This window comes from Ruegeria sp. AB10 (assembly GCF_056542745.1).
The window spans coordinates 1-17,295 of the sequence record NZ_JBQGAI010000007.1 but is presented as its reverse complement, the minus strand read 5'-3'; the positions used below and the strand labels follow the sequence as shown (position 1 = coordinate 17,295).

Annotated in this window: 12 protein-coding genes; 9 read left to right on the top strand and 3 right to left on the bottom strand. The window is 62.4% G+C overall.

Features of this window, described 5'->3' with window-relative positions; translation table 11 throughout:
* Positions 1–46: 46 nt before the first annotated feature.
* Positions 47–1,564 (top strand): malonate--CoA ligase, encoded by a 1,518-nt coding sequence (locus ACR0NT_RS14095; protein WP_170673017.1) that lies wholly within the window; start codon positions 47–49, stop codon positions 1,562–1,564.
* Here ACR0NT_RS14095 and ACR0NT_RS14090 read toward each other — a convergent pair.
* The 3 genes from ACR0NT_RS14090 to ACR0NT_RS14080 form a co-directional block, all read right to left on the bottom strand.
* Positions 1,551–2,288: a metallophosphoesterase family protein gene (locus tag ACR0NT_RS14090; RefSeq protein WP_170673015.1), complete on the bottom strand. Its 738-nt coding sequence runs from the start codon at positions 2,286–2,288 to the stop codon at positions 1,551–1,553. The two genes, ACR0NT_RS14095 and ACR0NT_RS14090, sit on opposite strands and share 14 nt — an antisense overlap.
* 116 nt (positions 2,289–2,404) lie before the next feature.
* Positions 2,405–4,000, bottom strand: a complete 1,596-nt coding sequence (gene serA, locus ACR0NT_RS14085; RefSeq protein WP_170447188.1) for a phosphoglycerate dehydrogenase — start codon at positions 3,998–4,000, stop codon at positions 2,405–2,407.
* Positions 4,001–4,057: 57 nt separating this feature from the next.
* Positions 4,058–5,212 carry a phosphoserine transaminase gene (locus ACR0NT_RS14080; RefSeq protein WP_170673013.1) on the bottom strand — a complete coding sequence of 385 codons (1,155 nt, stop codon included), beginning with the start codon at positions 5,210–5,212 and terminating at the stop codon, positions 4,058–4,060.
* A gap of 285 nt (positions 5,213–5,497) precedes the next feature.
* On the opposite strand from ACR0NT_RS14080, the gene ACR0NT_RS14075 reads away from it, so the two are divergent.
* The 8 genes from ACR0NT_RS14075 to ACR0NT_RS14040 all read left to right on the top strand — a co-directional run bounded on the left by ACR0NT_RS14075 (position 5,498) and on the right by ACR0NT_RS14040 (position 17,143).
* Positions 5,498–6,082, top strand: a complete 585-nt coding sequence (locus ACR0NT_RS14075; protein ID WP_170673011.1) for an ANTAR domain-containing protein — start codon at positions 5,498–5,500, stop codon at positions 6,080–6,082.
* Positions 6,079–7,245, top strand: a complete 1,167-nt coding sequence (locus ACR0NT_RS14070; RefSeq protein ID WP_170673008.1) for an ABC transporter substrate-binding protein — start codon at positions 6,079–6,081, stop codon at positions 7,243–7,245. Before ACR0NT_RS14075 ends, ACR0NT_RS14070 begins: the two co-directional genes overlap by 4 nt.
* Before the next feature lie 271 nt (positions 7,246–7,516).
* Complete coding sequence (locus ACR0NT_RS14065; protein WP_170673005.1) at positions 7,517–8,884, top strand: CmpA/NrtA family ABC transporter substrate-binding protein; 1,368 nt, start codon at positions 7,517–7,519, stop codon at positions 8,882–8,884.
* Between the two features lie 88 nt (positions 8,885–8,972).
* A complete protein-coding gene (locus tag ACR0NT_RS14060) occupies positions 8,973–10,058 on the top strand; it encodes an ABC transporter permease (protein ID WP_170447196.1) in 1,086 nt (361 codons plus the stop codon).
* A 5-nt stretch (positions 10,059–10,063) separates the two neighbouring features.
* Positions 10,064–11,749, top strand: coding sequence for a nitrate ABC transporter ATP-binding protein (locus tag ACR0NT_RS14055; RefSeq protein WP_170447198.1), 1,686 nt, complete (start codon positions 10,064–10,066; stop codon positions 11,747–11,749).
* Between the two features lie 5 nt (positions 11,750–11,754).
* Entirely contained in the window at positions 11,755–14,187 is a 2,433-nt protein-coding gene (gene nirB, locus ACR0NT_RS14050; protein ID WP_170673004.1) for a nitrite reductase large subunit NirB, read from the top strand.
* Complete coding sequence (gene nirD, locus ACR0NT_RS14045; protein WP_170447202.1) at positions 14,184–14,516, top strand: nitrite reductase small subunit NirD; 333 nt, start codon at positions 14,184–14,186, stop codon at positions 14,514–14,516. Before nirB ends, nirD begins: the two co-directional genes overlap by 4 nt.
* Complete coding sequence (locus ACR0NT_RS14040) at positions 14,513–17,143, top strand: nitrate reductase (RefSeq protein WP_170673001.1); 2,631 nt, start codon at positions 14,513–14,515, stop codon at positions 17,141–17,143. The genes nirD and ACR0NT_RS14040 overlap by 4 nt, the downstream gene beginning before the upstream one ends.
* The last annotated feature ends 152 nt before the right edge of the window (positions 17,144–17,295 follow it).

Sequence of the window (17,295 nt, the reverse complement as noted above, 5' to 3'; positions counted from 1 at the left end):
GGGACAGATTCAGCCCCGAATTGAGCAGGCGCAAAGGAATAGCACTATGGGCAACCCGCTTTATGACCGGCTGTTTGGCATTCACGCGGGCAAGCATACCCCGTTCCTGCATCTGCCCGATGGACAGACCCTGACCCATGCCGCCTTTCTGGATTTGGCCGCGCAGATCGCCAACGCCCTGACCGGATATGAGCTGGAGCCCGGCGAGCGGGTGGCCGTACAGGTCGAAAAATCCCCCGAGGCACTGGCGCTTTATGCCGCCTGTGCACAGACCGGTTTGATCTTTCTGCCGCTGAACACGGGCTACACTGCTACCGAACTGCAGTATTTCATCGAAAACAGCAGCGCCAAGCTAGTCGTCTGCGACGATGCGAAAGCCGAAGGGCTCGCTTCCATCGCCGCCGCCCAAAATGCAAGGTTAGAGACGCTGAACGCCGACGGATCCGGCAGCCTAATGCGGCGGTCACTGGGTATGCTACCCGCGTTCGAGCCTGTTCGCCGCACCGAGGATGACCTGGCCGCGTTCCTCTATACCTCGGGCACCACCGGGCGATCCAAGGGCGCGATGCTGACGCAAGCCAACCTGCTGTCCAATGCCGAGACGCTGGTGCAGGAATGGCGGTTCACAGCCGATGACGTGCTGCTGCACGCGCTGCCGATCTTTCACACCCACGGGCTGTTTGTGGCGACCAATGTGGTGCTGGCCTCGGGCGGGTCGATGATCTTTCTGCCGAAATTTGATCTTGAGGACATGCTGCGCCTGATGCCGCAGGCCAGCTCGATGATGGGGGTGCCGACCTTTTACACCCGCTTGCTGGACGATGACCGGTTCACCGACGATCTGACGCGACATATGCGGCTGTTCATTTCGGGCTCGGCCCCGTTGCTGGCCGAGACGCATGAACGGTTCCAGGCCCGCACCGGCCACCGCATCCTTGAACGTTATGGCATGACCGAAACCAACATGAGCACCTCGAACCCCTATGACGGCGAACGTCGCGCGGGCACGGTGGGCTTTCCACTGCCGGATGTGGACCTGAAGGTGACCGATCCCGACACGGGCGAAACCCTGCCCCAAGGCGAGATCGGCATGATCGAGGTGCGCGGTCCCAACGTCTTTCAAGGCTACTGGCAGATGCCCGAGAAAACCGCTGCTGAGTTGCGCGAGGATGGGTTCTTTATCACCGGCGATCTGGGGCGTGTGGACAAGGACGGCTATGTCCATATCGTTGGCCGCGGCAAGGACCTGATCATCTCGGGCGGTTACAACATCTATCCCAAAGAGGTCGAACTGCTGCTGGACGACCAACCCGGTGTGCTGGAAAGCGCGGTGATCGGTGTGCCGCATCCTGATTTCGGCGAAACCCCGGTGGGTATTCTGGTGCCCGAGCCGGGACAGAGCCCGGACCCCGAGGCCATTCTGACCAATGTGCAAGACGCTTTGGCGCGGTTCAAACATCCCCGCAAGCTGATCGTGCTGGACGAACTGCCGCGCAACACCATGGGCAAAGTGCAGAAAAACGTCCTGCGCGAGGATTACAAGGACCTGTTCACCAAGGGTTAGGGGTCAGCGGCACGCGCCCGGCCTCGGTCAGCAGCCAGCAGTCGCGGCCTTCGAATACAGCCGTGGCCAGAGGGCGGCCATAGCCCGCGCCCGCGTCCAGATTGATCCGTACGCCGCAGTGTTCGGCCCGGTCCACCGGCGTGTGCCCGTGCACCACCAGCCACGGATGCGGGCCGGGGTCACGCAGAAACTCGTGACGGATCCAGACCAGATCATCCTCGGCCTGTTGTTCCAGCGGAATGCCGGGGCGAATGCCCGCGTGAACAAACAGCAGCTCTCCTTCCTGATGATACAACGGCAGCGCATTGATGAAGTCGATATGCGCAGGCGGCACCGCGGTGCAGGCGCGTTCGTTGACCTGAAAGATGCGGTCTTCATCGACGACCTCGACCCCGTATGAGCCCAGCGTTTCCCGCCCGCCCAGACGCGGGTGCAGCCAGCTGAGCGTGATCGGCAGGCGATTGTCGGCAATCTCACAATCCTGCACGAACCGGGCCATCATCCGGTCGTGATTGCCCTTGACCATGATCCAGTTTCGATCCGCGCGCTGCCCTTCGATCAGCAGGTCCAACACACCACGGCTGTCGGGGCCACGATCCACATAATCCCCCAGAAACACAATTCGCGCATCCGGCCCGCCATCCTGTTCAATCAGGCGCAGCGCGTGTTCCAGCATGCCAAGCTGACCATGAATGTCGCCGATGGCGTAGATGGGGGCGGTCATGAAAATCCTCGGGCAAAACGAATACCCTGCTTGTGACGCGTTTCAGGCCGCCGGGAAAGAAAATACCCGCGCCTTGGGCGGCGCGGGTACGGATTGTCTCAGAATTTCAACACCGCTCAGGCGACGTCGAACTCCAGCGGCTTGATCTGGGTGAACAGCCCGGTTTCCGCCAGCTTGGCGCGGGCTTCGGCCGGGACCGGCTCGTCGACGTAAAGCAGAGCGATGGCCTCACCGCCCGCCTCGGACCGGCCAAGGGTAAAGTTGGCGATGTTCACGTCATTCTCACCCATGGTCTGACCCAGCGCACCGATGATACCCGGAACGTCCTCGTTCGTGGTGTAAAGCATATGCGCGCCCACCTCGGCGTCGATATTGATGCCTTTGATCTGGATGAAACGCGGCTTGCCGTCGCTGAACACGGTGCCCGCGATCGAGCGTTCGCGCTTGTCGGTGACAACCGTGACCTTGATATAGCCATCAAAGACACCGGACTTGTCCTGATTGGTGGTCGAGATCTTGATCCCCCGCTCTTTCGCGACAACCGGGGCCGAGACCATGTTCACCTCGGGGTTGAACTTTTTCATGATCCCCGCGACCACGGCGCAGTTCAGCGCGGCGAGGTTCATTTCAGCGGCTACACCATCATAGAGGATGTTGATCGCCTTGACCGGTTCATCCGTCATCTGACCGATGAAGCTGCCCAGATGGCCGGCCAGCTTGATCCACGGCCCCATGACCTTGGCCTCTTCTGCCGTCACACTGGGCATGTTCAGCGCGTTTTCCACCGCCCCGGTCAGCAGATAATTCGAGATCTGCTCGGCCACCTGCAACGCCACATTCTCCTGCGCTTCGGTCGTGGCCGCGCCAAGGTGGGGCGTGCAGACCACGTTGGGCAGGTTGAACAGGGCGTTTTCCTTGGCCGGTTCCTCGCTGAACACGTCAAAGGCCGCTCCGGCCACATGACCGGATTGCAGCGCCTCGGACAGTGCTTCCTCATCGACCAGACCACCACGGGCACAGTTGACGATACGAACGCCCTTCTTGGTCTTGGCGAGGTTTTCTCGGCTCAGGATGTTACGGGTCTGATCGGTCAGCGGCACGTGCAGGGTGATGAAATCGGCGCGCGACAACAGCTCGTCCAGCTCGACCTTTTCGACACCCATCTTGGCGGCTTTCTCTTCGCCCAGATAGGGATCATAGGCGATGACCTTCATTTTCAGGCCCAGTGCGCGTTCGCAGACGATGCCGCCGATATTCCCGGCACCGATCACGCCGAGGGTCTTGTTGGTCAGTTCGATCCCCATGAACTTGGACTTTTCCCACTTGCCCGCATGGGTCGAGGTGCTGGCCTCGGGGATTTGCCGGGCGACGGCGAACATCATCGCAATGGCGTGCTCGGCGGTGGTGATCATGTTGCCGAAGGGCGTGTTCATCACGATCACACCCTTCTTGGACGCGGCATCCTTGTCGACATTATCTGTGCCGATCCCGGCGCGACCGATGACTTTCAGATTGTCGGCTTTTTCCAGCAGGGTTGGGGTGACCTTGGTGGCGGACCGAATGGCAAGGCCGTCATATTGGCCGATCACCTCGGCCAGCTTGTCCTTGTCCTTGCCCAGGTCGGGCATGAAATCCACATCGATGCCGCGATCCCGGAAGATCTGCACGGCGGTTTCGCTGAGCTTGTCAGATACGAGTACTTTGGGGGCCATATTCTCTGGTCCTTGAATTGTATGGAGAGTCCGGGCCTTGGATGGCCCGGTGAAATGTCAGGCAGCTTCGGTTTGTGCCGCGATCTCGGCCTCGAAGGCCCAGGCCAGCCACGGCAGCATCGCCGCGATATCCGAGGTTTCCACAGTACCGCCGCACCAGATACGCAGGCCCGCAGGCGCGTCGCGATAGGCCCCGATGTCCAGAGCGATGTTTTCGGCCTCAAGCCGCTTGGCCACGGCCTTGGCGAAACTCGCGCCGTCCTGAATACGCGGATCGGTGAATTTCAGGCAAACCGAGGTGTTCGACCGCGTCGCCGCATCGTCAGCCAGATTGGCGATCCAGTCATTCTGGTCACAGAACGCATGCACAGCACCGGCATTGGCGTCGGTACGGGCGATCAGCCCTTGCAGCCCACCGACCGAGCGCGCCCAGTCCAGCGCGAACAGGTAATCTTCGACCGCCAGCATCGAGGGCGTGTTGATCGTGGCCCCGGTAAAGATACCTTCGATCAGCTTGCCGCCTTTGGTCAGGCGGAAAATCTTCGGCAGCGGCCATGCGGGGGTGTAGCTTTCCAGCCGTTCCACCGCGCGAGGGGAAAGGATCAGCATCCCGTGCGCCGCCTCACCGCCCAACACTTTCTGCCAGCTGAACGTGGTCACATCCAGCTTGTCCCAAGGCAGGTCCATCGCAAAGGCGGCGCTTGTCGCATCGCAGATCGTCAGACCCTGACGGTCATCGGCGATCCAGTCGCCATTCGGAACCCGTACGCCCGAGGTCGTCCCGTTCCACGTAAACACAACGTCATTGGCGAAATCGACCGAGGCCAGATCGACGATCTGCCCGTAATCCGCCGTCTTCACCTCGGCATCGATCTTCAACTGCTTGACCACATCGGTGACCCAGCCCGCGCCAAAGCTTTCCCAAGCCAGCATCTCGACCTTGCGTTCGCCCAGCAGCGACCACAGCGCCATCTCGACCGCGCCGGTGTCCGAGGCGGGAACGATGCCGATCCTGTAGTCCGCCGGAATGCCCAGCACCTCTCGCGTGCCTTCGATGGCCGCCTTCAGCTTGTCCTTGCCGACAGCGGCACGGTGCGACCGGCCAAGTGCTGCGTCGGCCAGTTTGCTCAGATCAAATGTGGGGGGTTTGGCGCAGGGGCCCGAGGAAAAACGCGGATTTGCCGGCCGCGTGACCGGTTGTTCGATAGTCATGTGTATTACCCTTCCAGATACACGCCCCTCGTTGGGGAGGGGTGTCCCACCTCAACACCTAGAAAGCCCGCCGCGACGCAGCAAGCAAAAAAGACGCTTTGAAATAAAAAAACGACAACTTCATTTGTGCCGCTTGCGGTCACAAGTTTCCGATAGGCGGCAAAGTGATGACTCCCCAATGCCGCGCCCGAAGCATTTGACTGTTTTTTAGGCAGTGCAGACGGGACGCGGACAGAATCGCGCCCGATCTCTTGTGAACAGGCAACACGCCGGTGAAAAGAGGCCATGCCAGACACGCTGACCATAGTAGTGGTGGAAGAAGACCGCGAACGCGCGATTGCCATCGTCGATGCGCTCAAGGCGTCCGGGTCTTATGATGTGCATGTGATCGGCAATGTCTCGAGCCTGGCGCGCAAGATCGCGGCGCTGGTGCCGGATGTGGTGCTGATCGATATCGACAATCCCACCCGCGACATGCTTGAGGAACTGACGCTGGCCTCTGGCCCGTTGGAACGGCCCGTTGCGATGTTCGTGTCGGGCGCCGCAGGGGATCTGGCCTCGACCGCGATCGAGGCCGGGCTGTCGGCCTATGTGGTGGACGGAATGCAACCCGACCGGCTGAAACCGGTGCTGGATGCCGCCATTGCCCGCTTTCAGATCGTCCGCCAGATGCGCCGCGAACTGGCCGAGACCAAACGCGCGCTGGAGGAACGCAAGGTGATCGACCGCGCCAAGGGCCTGCTGATGAAGGCCCACGGGATCGAGGAAGAAGAGGCCTATGCCCTGTTGCGCAAGGCCGCCATGGATCAGGGCCGCCGTGTCGCCGACGTGGCCGAGGCGCTGGTGACGGCCTCGGGGTTGTTGTCATGAACGCGGTCAAAATTCCTGTTGCCTATGTGCCTTTGGTCGATGCCGCCCCGTTGATCGTGGCGCATGAGATGGGCTTAGCCCGCGCTGAAGGCGTTGAGTTGGAGCTGATTGCCGCGCCCTCATGGTCATCCGTTCGGGACATGCTGGCCTTTGGCCGGGTGGATGCGGCGCATTTGTTATCCCCCGTGCCCGTCGCGATGGCGCTGGGTCTGGGCGGCGTCACACAGCCGCTCTCTGCCGTCTCGGTTCTGTCGGTGAACGGCGACGTCATCGGCGTCAGCCGTGCTTTGGAAACCCGCCTGCGCGAAACAGGCTATGATTTCGACTTCCAAGACCCGTTCAAAGCCGCCGCTGCGCTGGCCTCGGTTGCGGATCGGCCTTTGGTCTTTGGCGTACCCTTCCCGTTCTCGCTGCATGTGGAACTGCTGCATTGCTGGCTTGAGGCCACAGACCTGTCAGGGGTCGAGGTCCGCACCATTCCACCGCCCCTGATGGCGCAGGCGCTGGCCGAAGGGGACGTGGACGCGTTCTGCGTGGGCGAGCCCTGGGGCTCGGTCGCGGTGGAGGCGCAGGCGGGGGCGTTGTTGCTGCCCGGTCAGGCGATCTGGGCCTTTGCGCCGGAAAAGGTGCTGGCCGTGCGCACCGAATGGGCCGAGACCGAACCGCATCTGCTGGGCAAGCTGATGCGGGCCGTCTGGCGCGCCGGGCGCTGGCTGGGCCAGCCCGGAAGCCACACGGCCGCCGCCGAAATGCTCGCACGCGATACTTACCTGAACCTGCCTTCGGAACTGATCGACCGGGCGCTGTCGGGGCGGTTCACCATCACCGGCCATGCAGAACAGCGCGAGGTGTCGGGGTTTGTCGAATTCCACGACGGCGCCGCAAACTTCCCCTGGCGCAGTCAGGCCAAATGGATCGGGCATCGTCTGGCCGCGCGGTACGGTCTGGACCCGCATCTGGCACTGGCGCAGGCGGGCGGCGTGTTCCGAAGCGATATCTACCGCGATCAGATGGCCGGGATTGGGGCTGACCTGCCCGGCGCGTCGGAAAAACTGGAAGGCGCGATTCGCAGCACCACACCCGTCGCCTCGCAGAACGGGCAACTGTCGCTGCAGCGGGACGCGTTTCTGGACGGGCGCATTTTTGACCCTCAGGATTTCTGACGCCTAAAAAACAGGCATCGGCCTGCGGCGTGCGGTGCAAATGCAGCAATCTATGCCGCATCGCAGCAAAACCCCTTGATCAGACCTGCGCCATTTCTCACGATGCCTCTATCGGCACGCAATGGCGTGTGCCTTTCGAATTCCTCCCAAAGTTTGGGAATGACCGAGCAAAGCCGCTCACACTCTGGCCACCTCCTCCCGGTCAGAGCGTGCAGCGGCTTTTTGTTTTTCACACCCGGATATGCCGGGACCAAGAAAGGGACAGACCCAGATGACGCGTCTCCTCGCAGGCCTTGTCGCCACCACCGCCCTGATCAGCCCGGCTTTGGCCGAGACGCTGGACCTGGAAAAAGACGAACTGACCTTCGGCTTTATCAAACTGACCGACATGGCACCGCTGGCCGTGGCTTATGAGAACGGCTATTTCCTAGACGAAGGATTGTTCGTGACGCTGGAAGCGCAGGCCAACTGGAAGGTTCTGCTGGACGGCGTGATTGACGGCCAGCTGGACGGCGCGCATATGCTGGCCGGTCAGCCACTGGCCGCGACCATCGGTTACGGCACCGAGGCGCATATCGTCACTCCCTTCTCGATGGACCTGAACGGCAACGGCATCACCGTGTCGAACGCGATCTGGGAAGAGATGAAGCCGAACATCCCGGTGATGGAGGACGGCCGCCCGCAACACCCGATTTCAGCCGAAGCCCTGGCCCCGGTGGTCGAGAAGTACAAATCCGAAGGCAAGCCGTTCAACATGGGCATGGTCTTCCCGGTCTCGACCCACAATTACGAGCTGCGCTACTGGCTGGCCGCTGGTGGTCTGAACCCGGGTTACTACAGCCCCGAAGACGTGACCGGCCAGATCGGCGCGGATGTGTTTCTGTCGGTGACCCCGCCGCCGCAGATGCCTGCGACGCTGGAAGCCGGCACGATCTACGGCTACTGCGTCGGCGAGCCGTGGAACCAGCAGGCCGTGTTCAAGGGCATCGGCGTGCCAGTCATCACTGACTATGAGCTGTGGAAGAACAACCCCGAGAAAGTCTTCGGCATCACCGCCGAGTTTGCCGAAGAATACCCCAACACCGCCCGCGCCGTCACCAAGGCCTTAATCCGGGCCGCGATCTGGCTGGACGAGAATGACAATGCCAACCGCCCCGCCGCGGTCGAGATGCTGAGCCAGCCGGAATATGTGGGGGCCGATTACGACGTGATCGCGAACTCGATGACGGGCACGTTCGAATATGAAAAGGGCGACAAGCGCGAGGTGCCCGATTTCAACGTGTTCTTCCGCTACAACGCGACCTACCCCTTCTATTCCGACGCCATCTGGTACCTGACTCAGATGCGCCGCTGGGGTCAGATCGCCGAGCCGCAAACGGATGCGTGGTATGACGAGGTCGCCAAGTCGGTCTATCGCCCCGATATCTATCTGGACGCCGCCCGCATGCTGGTGGACGAAGGTCTGGCGAATGAGGCCGACTTCCCCTGGGACAGCGACGGTTACAAAGCCCCGACGCCTGCCGAGGATATCATCGACGGCATTCCCTATGACGCCCGCCAGCCCAACGCCTACCTGCAAAGCCTGCCGATTGGCCTGAAAGGCGAGCAGGTCGTCGTCGGCACCGAAGTTCAGGGCTAAGGCCTGCGCCCCGGCCTGTTTGGCCGGGGTCTTCCACATCAACAGAATTCCACCCCGCCCGGACACCGATCCGGGCCAGGAGACCGCAATGACCGCCATCGACCACGATACGCTATCCACGGATGCTGAACGCGAGGCGCGTCGCGCCCGCCTGTTCACCCGGATCAACGCCGCCGACAAATGGTTTCAGGTTCTGGGCCTGTCCTGGATCACCCCTGTTCTGCGCGCCGCCGCGGGCGACAACCCCCATGCCCAGATGGGTGAAATCTGGCGTCTGCTGGCCGTGCCGCTGCTGGCGATCTGCGCCTTTCTGCTGCTGTGGGGCACGCTGGCGCCCAAGGTGCAGACCTCGCTGGGCGCTGTCCCCGGACCGGCTCAGGTCTGGTCCGAAGCCGTCAGCCTGCATCAGGACGCACAAGCCAAGGCCGCAAAGAAGGCCAAGTTCGAGGCGATGGTCGAAAAGCGGAACCAGAAGTTCATCGACGCAGGCCAGCCCGAAAAGGTCAAAGAGGTCGCCTATACCGGCGCGCCGAGCTATTACAACCAGATCTGGACCTCGATCAAAACGGTGTTCTTCGGCTTTCTGATCGCCACAATCGTGGCCGTTCCGCTGGGCATCGCGGCAGGCCTGTCGCCCACCGCAAATGCAGCGCTGAACCCGCTGATCCAGATTTTCAAACCGGTTTCACCGCTGGCCTGGCTGCCGATTGTGACGATGATCGTCTCAGCCGTTTACGTCACCAATGACGGCTGGTTCGCCAAGTCGTTCCTGATCTCGGCCATCACCGTGACGCTGTGTTCGCTGTGGCCGACGCTGATCAACACCTCGCTGGGTGTGGCCTCGATCGACAAGGATCTGGTGAACGTCTCCAAAGTTCTGAAAATGAACACCTACACCAAGATCACCAAGCTGGTGCTGCCCTCGGCCCTGCCGCTGATCTTCACCGGTCTGCGCCTATCGCTTGGTGTCGGCTGGATGGTTCTGATCGCGGCCGAGATGCTGGCGCAGAACCCCGGTCTGGGCAAGTTTGTCTGGGATGAGTTCCAGAACGGTTCCTCCAGCTCACTCGCCAAGATTATGGTGGCTGTCTTCACCATCGGCATCATCGGCTTCCTGCTGGATCGCGTGATGTATGCGCTGCAGTCGCTGTTCACCTTCTCGAACAACCGGTGACCGACATGGCTGTGATGGAATTCAACAATGTCAGCAAATCCTTCGGCACCGGTACCGCTGCGACGGATGTGCTGAAAGACATCGACCTCTCGGTTGAAGAAGGCGAGTTCGTGGTTCTGCTGGGCTTTTCCGGCACCGGCAAGACCACGCTGATCAACCTGATGGCGGGGATCGAGTTCCCGACCAAGGGCAGCGTCTCTTTTCGCGACGCCCCGATCACCGGCCCCGCGCCGGAACGGGGGGTGATCTTCCAGAACTACTCGCTGATGCCGTGGCTGACGGTGACGGGCAATGTGCGGCTGGCCGTGGATGCGGTTTTCCCCAAGATGCCAAAGGCCGAAAAAGAGGAAAAGGTCGCCCACTATATCCGCATGGTCGGTCTCAGCCACGCCGCCGCCCGCCGCCCCGCCGAACTGTCGGGCGGGATGCGGCAACGCGTGAACGTGGCCCGCGCGCTGGCGATGGACCCCGAGGTTCTGCTGCTGGACGAACCCCTGTCGGCGCTGGATGCACTGACCCGCGGCAATCTGGCGGAAGAGATCGAAAAGATCTGGGAAGAGAACCGCAAGACCTGTGTCCTGATCACCAATGACGTGGATGAGGCGATCCTGCTGGCCGACCGCATCATTCCGCTGAACCCCGATGGCAGCTTAGGGACCGAATTCAAAGTTTCGATCCCCCGCCCCCGCGACCGCTCGGCCATGAACCATGACGAAGCGTTCAAGGCCCTGCGCGGCGAGGTCACCAAATACCTGATGGATGTGGGCATCGAGGCCAAGGTCGAAGGCACCAAGACCCTGCCGGACGTGACCCCGATCCACGGTGTGCCTGCGGCGGTGAAAGAGGCGCAGACCGGCCTGATCGACGAACGCTATCTGGATTTCAGCCAATTGCACAAGGTCTACCCCACGCCAAAGGGCCCGCTGACCGTGGTCGAGGACTTCAACCTCAAGCTCAACCGGGGTGAGTTCATCTCGCTGATCGGCCACTCGGGCTGCGGCAAGTCCACGGTGCTGACCATGGCCGCCGGTCTGAACGAAATCTCGAAAGGCGCGATCAAGCTGGATGGCCGCCATGTCGAAGGCGCCGACCCCGAACGCGCCGTGGTGTTCCAATCGCCCTCGCTGTTTCCGTGGCTGACCGCCAAGGAAAATGTCTCGGTCGGTGTCGACCGCGTCTATCCGCGCGCCAGCCAGGCTGAACGGCAGGATGTGGTCGAATACTATCTGGAGCGGGTCGGTCTGGCCGATGCGATGGACAAATCCGCCGCCGAGCTGTCGAACGGGATGCGTCAGCGTGTGGGCATCGCCCGTGCCTTTGCCCTGTCTCCGAAACTACTGCTGCTGGATGAACCCTTCGGGATGCTCGACAGCCTGACGCGGTGGGAGCTGCAGGAAGTGCTTATGGAAGTCTGGTCGCGCACCAAGGTCACCACCATCTGCGTCACTCATGACGTCGACGAGGCGATCCTGCTGGCCGACCGCGTGGTGATGATGACCAACGGCCCGCAGGCCACCATCGGCAAGATCACCAATGTCGACCTGCCGCGCCCGCGCACCCGCAAGGCGCTGCTGGCCCATCCCGATTACTACGAATACCGGCAAGAGGTGTTGGATTTCCTCGAGGAATACGAGCACGGCGCAAAGCCCAAGCCGAAAACCCCTTCCCCCAAAGCCATTGCCGCGGAGTGAATGACATGAAACAGAAATTGGTAGTCATCGGAGCCGGCATGGCCTCGGGCCGGGTGCTGGAACACCTGACCGACGCTGCCCCCGATGCATTCGACATCACCTTGTTCAACGCCGAGCCGCGCGGGAACTACAATCGCATCATGCTCAGCCCGGTACTGGCAGGCGATCAGACCTATGAAGAAATCGTCACCCATGACGACGCCTGGTATGCCGAGCGTGGGATCACCTGTCGGTTCGGTGAGAAAGTGGTCAAAATCGACCGCGAGTTGAAAGTGGTCGAAGGCGAGAACGGTCATGTTCCGTACGACAAGCTGATCTTCGGCACCGGTTCGAACCCCTTCATGATCCCGATGCCGGGGCATGATCTGGACGGTGTGATCGCCTATCGCGATCTGGAAGATACCGAGCAGATGATGGGCATGGGCGCGGGCAACAAGGTCGTCGTGATCGGCGGCGGCTTGCTGGGGCTCGAGGCCGCCGCAGGCGTGGCCGCGCGCGGAGCCGACGTGACCGTGGTGCATATCATGGGCCACCTGATGGAGCGTCAGCTGGACCCCGCCGCAGGTTACCTGCTGAAGAAATCGCTGGAAGAAAAAGGCATCACCATTCTGCTGAACGCCAAATCGACCGAGATCGTTGGCAAGAACGGCAAGGCCCGGGCGCTGCTGCTGGAGGACGGCACGGAAATACCCTGTGACCTGCTGGTGATGGCCGTGGGCATCCGCCCCAACACCGCTCTGGCGCAAGAAACCGGTCTGGCCGTGGGCCGAGGCATCCATGTGGACGATCAGATGATCACCTCGGACGCCGATATCTTTGCCGTTGGCGAATGTGTCGAACATCAGGGCGCGGTCTTCGGCCTTGTCGCGCCGCTTTACGACCAAGCCAAAGTGCTGGCGCAGACCCTGCTGGGCGAGGACGCCGCGTTCAAGCAACGCTCGCTGTCCACCAAGCTGAAGGTCACCGGCTGCGACCTGTTCAGCGCCGGTGACTTTGCCGAGTGTGAGACCCGCGAAGACATCGTCTTCCGCGATCCGGCGCGCGGCGTCTACAAACGACTGGTGCTGGAAGGTGACAAGCTGGTTGGTGCGGTGATGTATGGCGACACCGGTGACAGCAACTGGTTCTTCGGTCTGATCCGCGATGGCGAGGACGTATCCGAGATGCGCGAAACGCTGATCTTCGGCCCGGCCTATCAGGGGGGCGATTCTGCGGACCCTCTCTCAGCCGTTGCAGCATTGCCGCCTGAGGCGGAAATCTGTGGCTGCAACGGCGTTTGCAAATCCGACATCACCACCGCCATCGATGGTGGTGCAACCGATCTGGGCGCCATCCGCGCGACCACCAAGGCCAGCGCGTCCTGCGGAACCTGCACCGGGCTGGTGGAACAGTTGCTTCAGGTCACGCTGGGCGACGATTTCCAGATGCCCGCCGCGCAGCCCATCTGCGGCTGCTGTGACCTGACCCACGAAGACGTCCGCCGCCTGATCAAATCGCAAGAGCTGAAAAGTCAGGAGGCCGTCTGGCAGGAGCTGGGCTGGAAAACCCTCAACGGCTGCCATGTCTGCCGCCCTGCAGTGAACTACTACTTGCTGGCCGATTGGCCGGTGGAATATCAGGACGACCCGCAAAGCCGTTTCGTCAACGAACGCAAGCACGCCAACATCCAAAAGGACGGCACGTTCAGCGTCGTACCCCGCATGTGGGGCGGCATCACCAACCCTGCCGAACTGCGCGCCATTGCCGATGCGGCCGAGAAATACGGCGTGCCCACGGTCAAGGTCACCGGCGGCCAGCGCATCGACCTGCTGGGCGTGAAGGGGCCCGACCTGCCCTATATCTGGTCTGATCTGAACAAGGCCGGACTGGTCTCGGGCCACGCCTATTCCAAGGGTCTGCGCACGGTGAAAACCTGTGTCGGCACCGATCACTGCCGGTTCGGCACGCAGGACAGCACCGGGCTGGGTGTGAAGCTTGAGAAAATCCTGTGGGGCTCGTGGACGCCGCACAAGCTGAAGCTGGCAGTCTCGGGCTGCCCGCGCAACTGCGCCGAGGCGACCTGCAAGGATATCGGTGTGGTCTGTGTGGACTCAGGGTTCCAGATCAGCATCGGCGGCGCGGCGGGCATGGACGTGAAGGAAACCGAGCTGCTGGTGCAGGTGCCGACCGAGGACGAAGCGATTGAGGTCGTCATGGCCGTCACCCAGGCCTATCGCGAGGGCGGCAAGTATCTGGACCGTCTGTATAAATGGATGGCGAAGGTTGGCCTCGACTGGATCAAGGAAACCGTAGTCGACGACCTCGACAACCGTCGCGCGCTGGTTGAACGCTTTGAACTCAGCCAATCCATCTATCGCAAAGACCCATGGGCCGAGCAGGCCAAAGAGGCCCCGCGCTTTGCGCCACTGGCCGATCTGACACTGGAGGCCGCAGAATGAGCTGGATCGACATCGGGCATATCGACGACATTCCCCTGCGCGGCGCGCGGGTTGTGAAAACGCCAGTCGGCTGCATCGCCCTGTTCCGCACGGCGAGGGATGAGGTCTTTGCTGCCTCGGACCGCTGCCCCCACAAGGGCGGGCCGCTGTCCGAAGGCATCGTGCACGGTCAATCCGTCACTTGCCCGCTGCACAATTGGGTGTTCGACCTGAATTCGGGTCAGGCGCAGGGCGCGGACGAGGGGCAGATCGCCACCTACCCGGTGCAGTTGGACGGCGACCGCATCCTGCTCGACAGTACCTCGCTGGGGCAAAGGAGCGCCGCGTGAAGGATCTGAGTGCCTGCGCCACGCGCTCGACCTGCCCCTATTGCGGGGTCGGCTGCGGTGTTCTGCTGCAGCCGGATGGCGCCGGAGGCCTGACGGTCACCGGCGACCCGGACCACCCGGCCAACCTCGGGCGGCTCTGTTCAAAGGGTTCCGCGCTGGCCGAAACCATCGGTCTGTCGCACCGCCTGCTGGCCCCGCGCGTCTCGGGCGTCGAAACCGGTTGGGATGATGCGCTGCAACTGGTCGCCGACCGGTTTCGTGAGACCATCGCCGAACACGGGCCGGACTCGGTGGCCTTTTATGTCTCGGGCCAGTTGCTGACCGAGGATTATTATGTCGCCAACAAGCTGATGAAAGGCTTCGTCGGTTCAGCCAATATCGACACGAATTCGCGGCTGTGTATGGCCTCGACTGTGGCGGGACACAAACGTGCTTTTGGTACGGACACTGTGCCGGGAACTTATGAGGATCTGGACGAGGCCGATCTGGTGGTTCTGGTCGGGTCCAATCTGGCCTGGTGCCATCCGGTTCTGTATCAGCGCCTGATTGCGGCACGGCAGGCGCGCGGCACCAAGATCGTGGTGATCGATCCGCGCCGCACCGCCTCCTGCGACAGCGCAGACCTGCATCTGCCTCTGGCAGCGGGCAGCGACGTGGCACTGTTCAACCACCTGTTAGCCCAGATTGACGCGCGCGGGCTGGTGGATGTGGATTTCCTGACCCACACCACCGGCATTCCCGAAGCACTGGACAGGGCACTGGCCGAGGATGTCTCGGTCACCGGGCTGGACCCGGAGGATATCGACCGGTTCTGCCAGTTGTGGACTGGCACGCAGAAGGTGGTGACCATCTTCAGCCAGGGCGTGAACCAATCGACCTCGGGCAGTGACAAGGTCAACGCGATCCTCAACTGCCATCTGGCCACCGGACGCATCGGCAAACCGGGCTGCGGGCCTCTGTCGGTCACGGGTCAGCCCAACGCCATGGGCGGGCGCGAGGTCGGTGGGCTGGCCAATATGCTCGCCTCTCATCTGGATATCGAAAACGCCGACCACCGCGCCGCCGTGCGCGATTTCTGGTCGGCGCCGAGGATGCCCGAAACCCCCGGTCTGAAAGCGGTTGATATGTTCCGCGCCGTGGGCGACGGGCGGATCAAGGCGCTGTGGGTGATCCACACCAACCCGGCGGTCTCGATGCCCGAGGCAGATGCCGTGCGCGACGCCATCGCCGCCTGCCCGTTCACCGTGGTCTCGGACATCACCGCCCGCACCGATACCGCGCGGCTGGCCGATGTGCTGCTGCCCGCCTCGGCCTGGGCCGAGAAAGACGGCACCGTCACCAATTCCGACCGCACCATCAGCCGCCAGCGTTCAGCCCTGCCCGCCCCCGGACAAGCCCGCGCCGACTGGGATATCCTGTGCGAGGTTGGGCGGCGGATGGGCTGGGCCTCGGCCTTTGACTACCAAAGCCCCGGCGAGATTTTCCGCGAACATGCGGCGCTGTCCGGCGTGGCGGCGCGGTTGGGCAAGGATTTCGACATCTCGGGCCTCGCCGATCTGAACGCCGCAGATTACGACGCGCTGGAACCGACGCGCTGGCCCGTGACCGCCTCGCGACAAGGTGGGCGGTTCTTCGCGGATGGGCAGTTCTTTCACCCTGATGGCAAGGCCCGGCTGTTGCCGGTCAAATGGCGCGCTCCTGCGGCCAAAACCGGCCCCCGCTATCCGTTCTGGCTGAACACCGGTCGGCTGCGCGATCAATGGCACACGATGACCCGCAGCGGACTATCGCCCCGCCTGTCAGCCCATCTGCCCGAGCCATTTCTGGACATACACCCGGACGACGCCCGGTCGCAAAGGATTTCTGCCGCCGATTTGGTCGCGGTGACGAGTCCACACGGCAAAGCCATCCTGCGGGCGCGGATCACGAGGGATGTCACCCAGGGTCAGGTCTTTGCCCCGATCCACTGGACCGGAGAAACCGCGCCCTCGGCCCGCATCGACGCGGTGGTGGCGGCGGCGACCGACCCGGTCTCGGGCCAGCCCGAAAGCAAGGCGTCGGCTGTGAATGTCACCCGGTTCAACGCTGCATGGTACGGGTTCGCGGTTTCTGACCGTGAGATGAACCCAAGCTGCGACTACTGGGCCCAAAGCCCAACGAAATCCGGCTATCGCGCCGAACTGGCCGGGCTGAATCCCGTTGAAGACTGGCACGCCGCAGCCCGCGATCTGTTCGGGTTGCCCGACGCTGAAATCACCGCGGTCGAGGACCCGGCCCGAGGCGTGACCCGTCTGGCCTGCCACCAAAACGGGCGACTGGTTGCCGCCCTCTTTGTCTCAGCCCAACCAGTTGCGGTGATGCGCGATTACCTGGCGACGTTACCGCAAGCGCCCAATCTGAGCCTGCTGTCCGGCCGCGCCCCGGCAGACATGCCGGACCCCGGGCCAATTCTGTGTTCCTGCTTTGATGTCGGCGTGAACACGATCCTGACAGCAATCGAGACCCGAGGGTTGATCTCGGTCGAAGCCATAGGTGAAGCGCTGCAAGCCGGAACCAATTGCGGATCCTGCCGCCCGGAACTGGCTGCGCTGCTGGCCACAGCTCAACAGAAAGAAGCCGCCAAATAGAAAAACCCCCGCCTTTTGAGCGGGGGTTTCGTCTGTTCTTGTACTGAGCTTACTCTGCTGCGTCTTTGTATGCGTCCATTGGAGGGCATGTGCAGACGAGGTTTCGGTCTCCGTATGCGTTGTCGACGCGGTTGACGGGGGACCAGTATTTG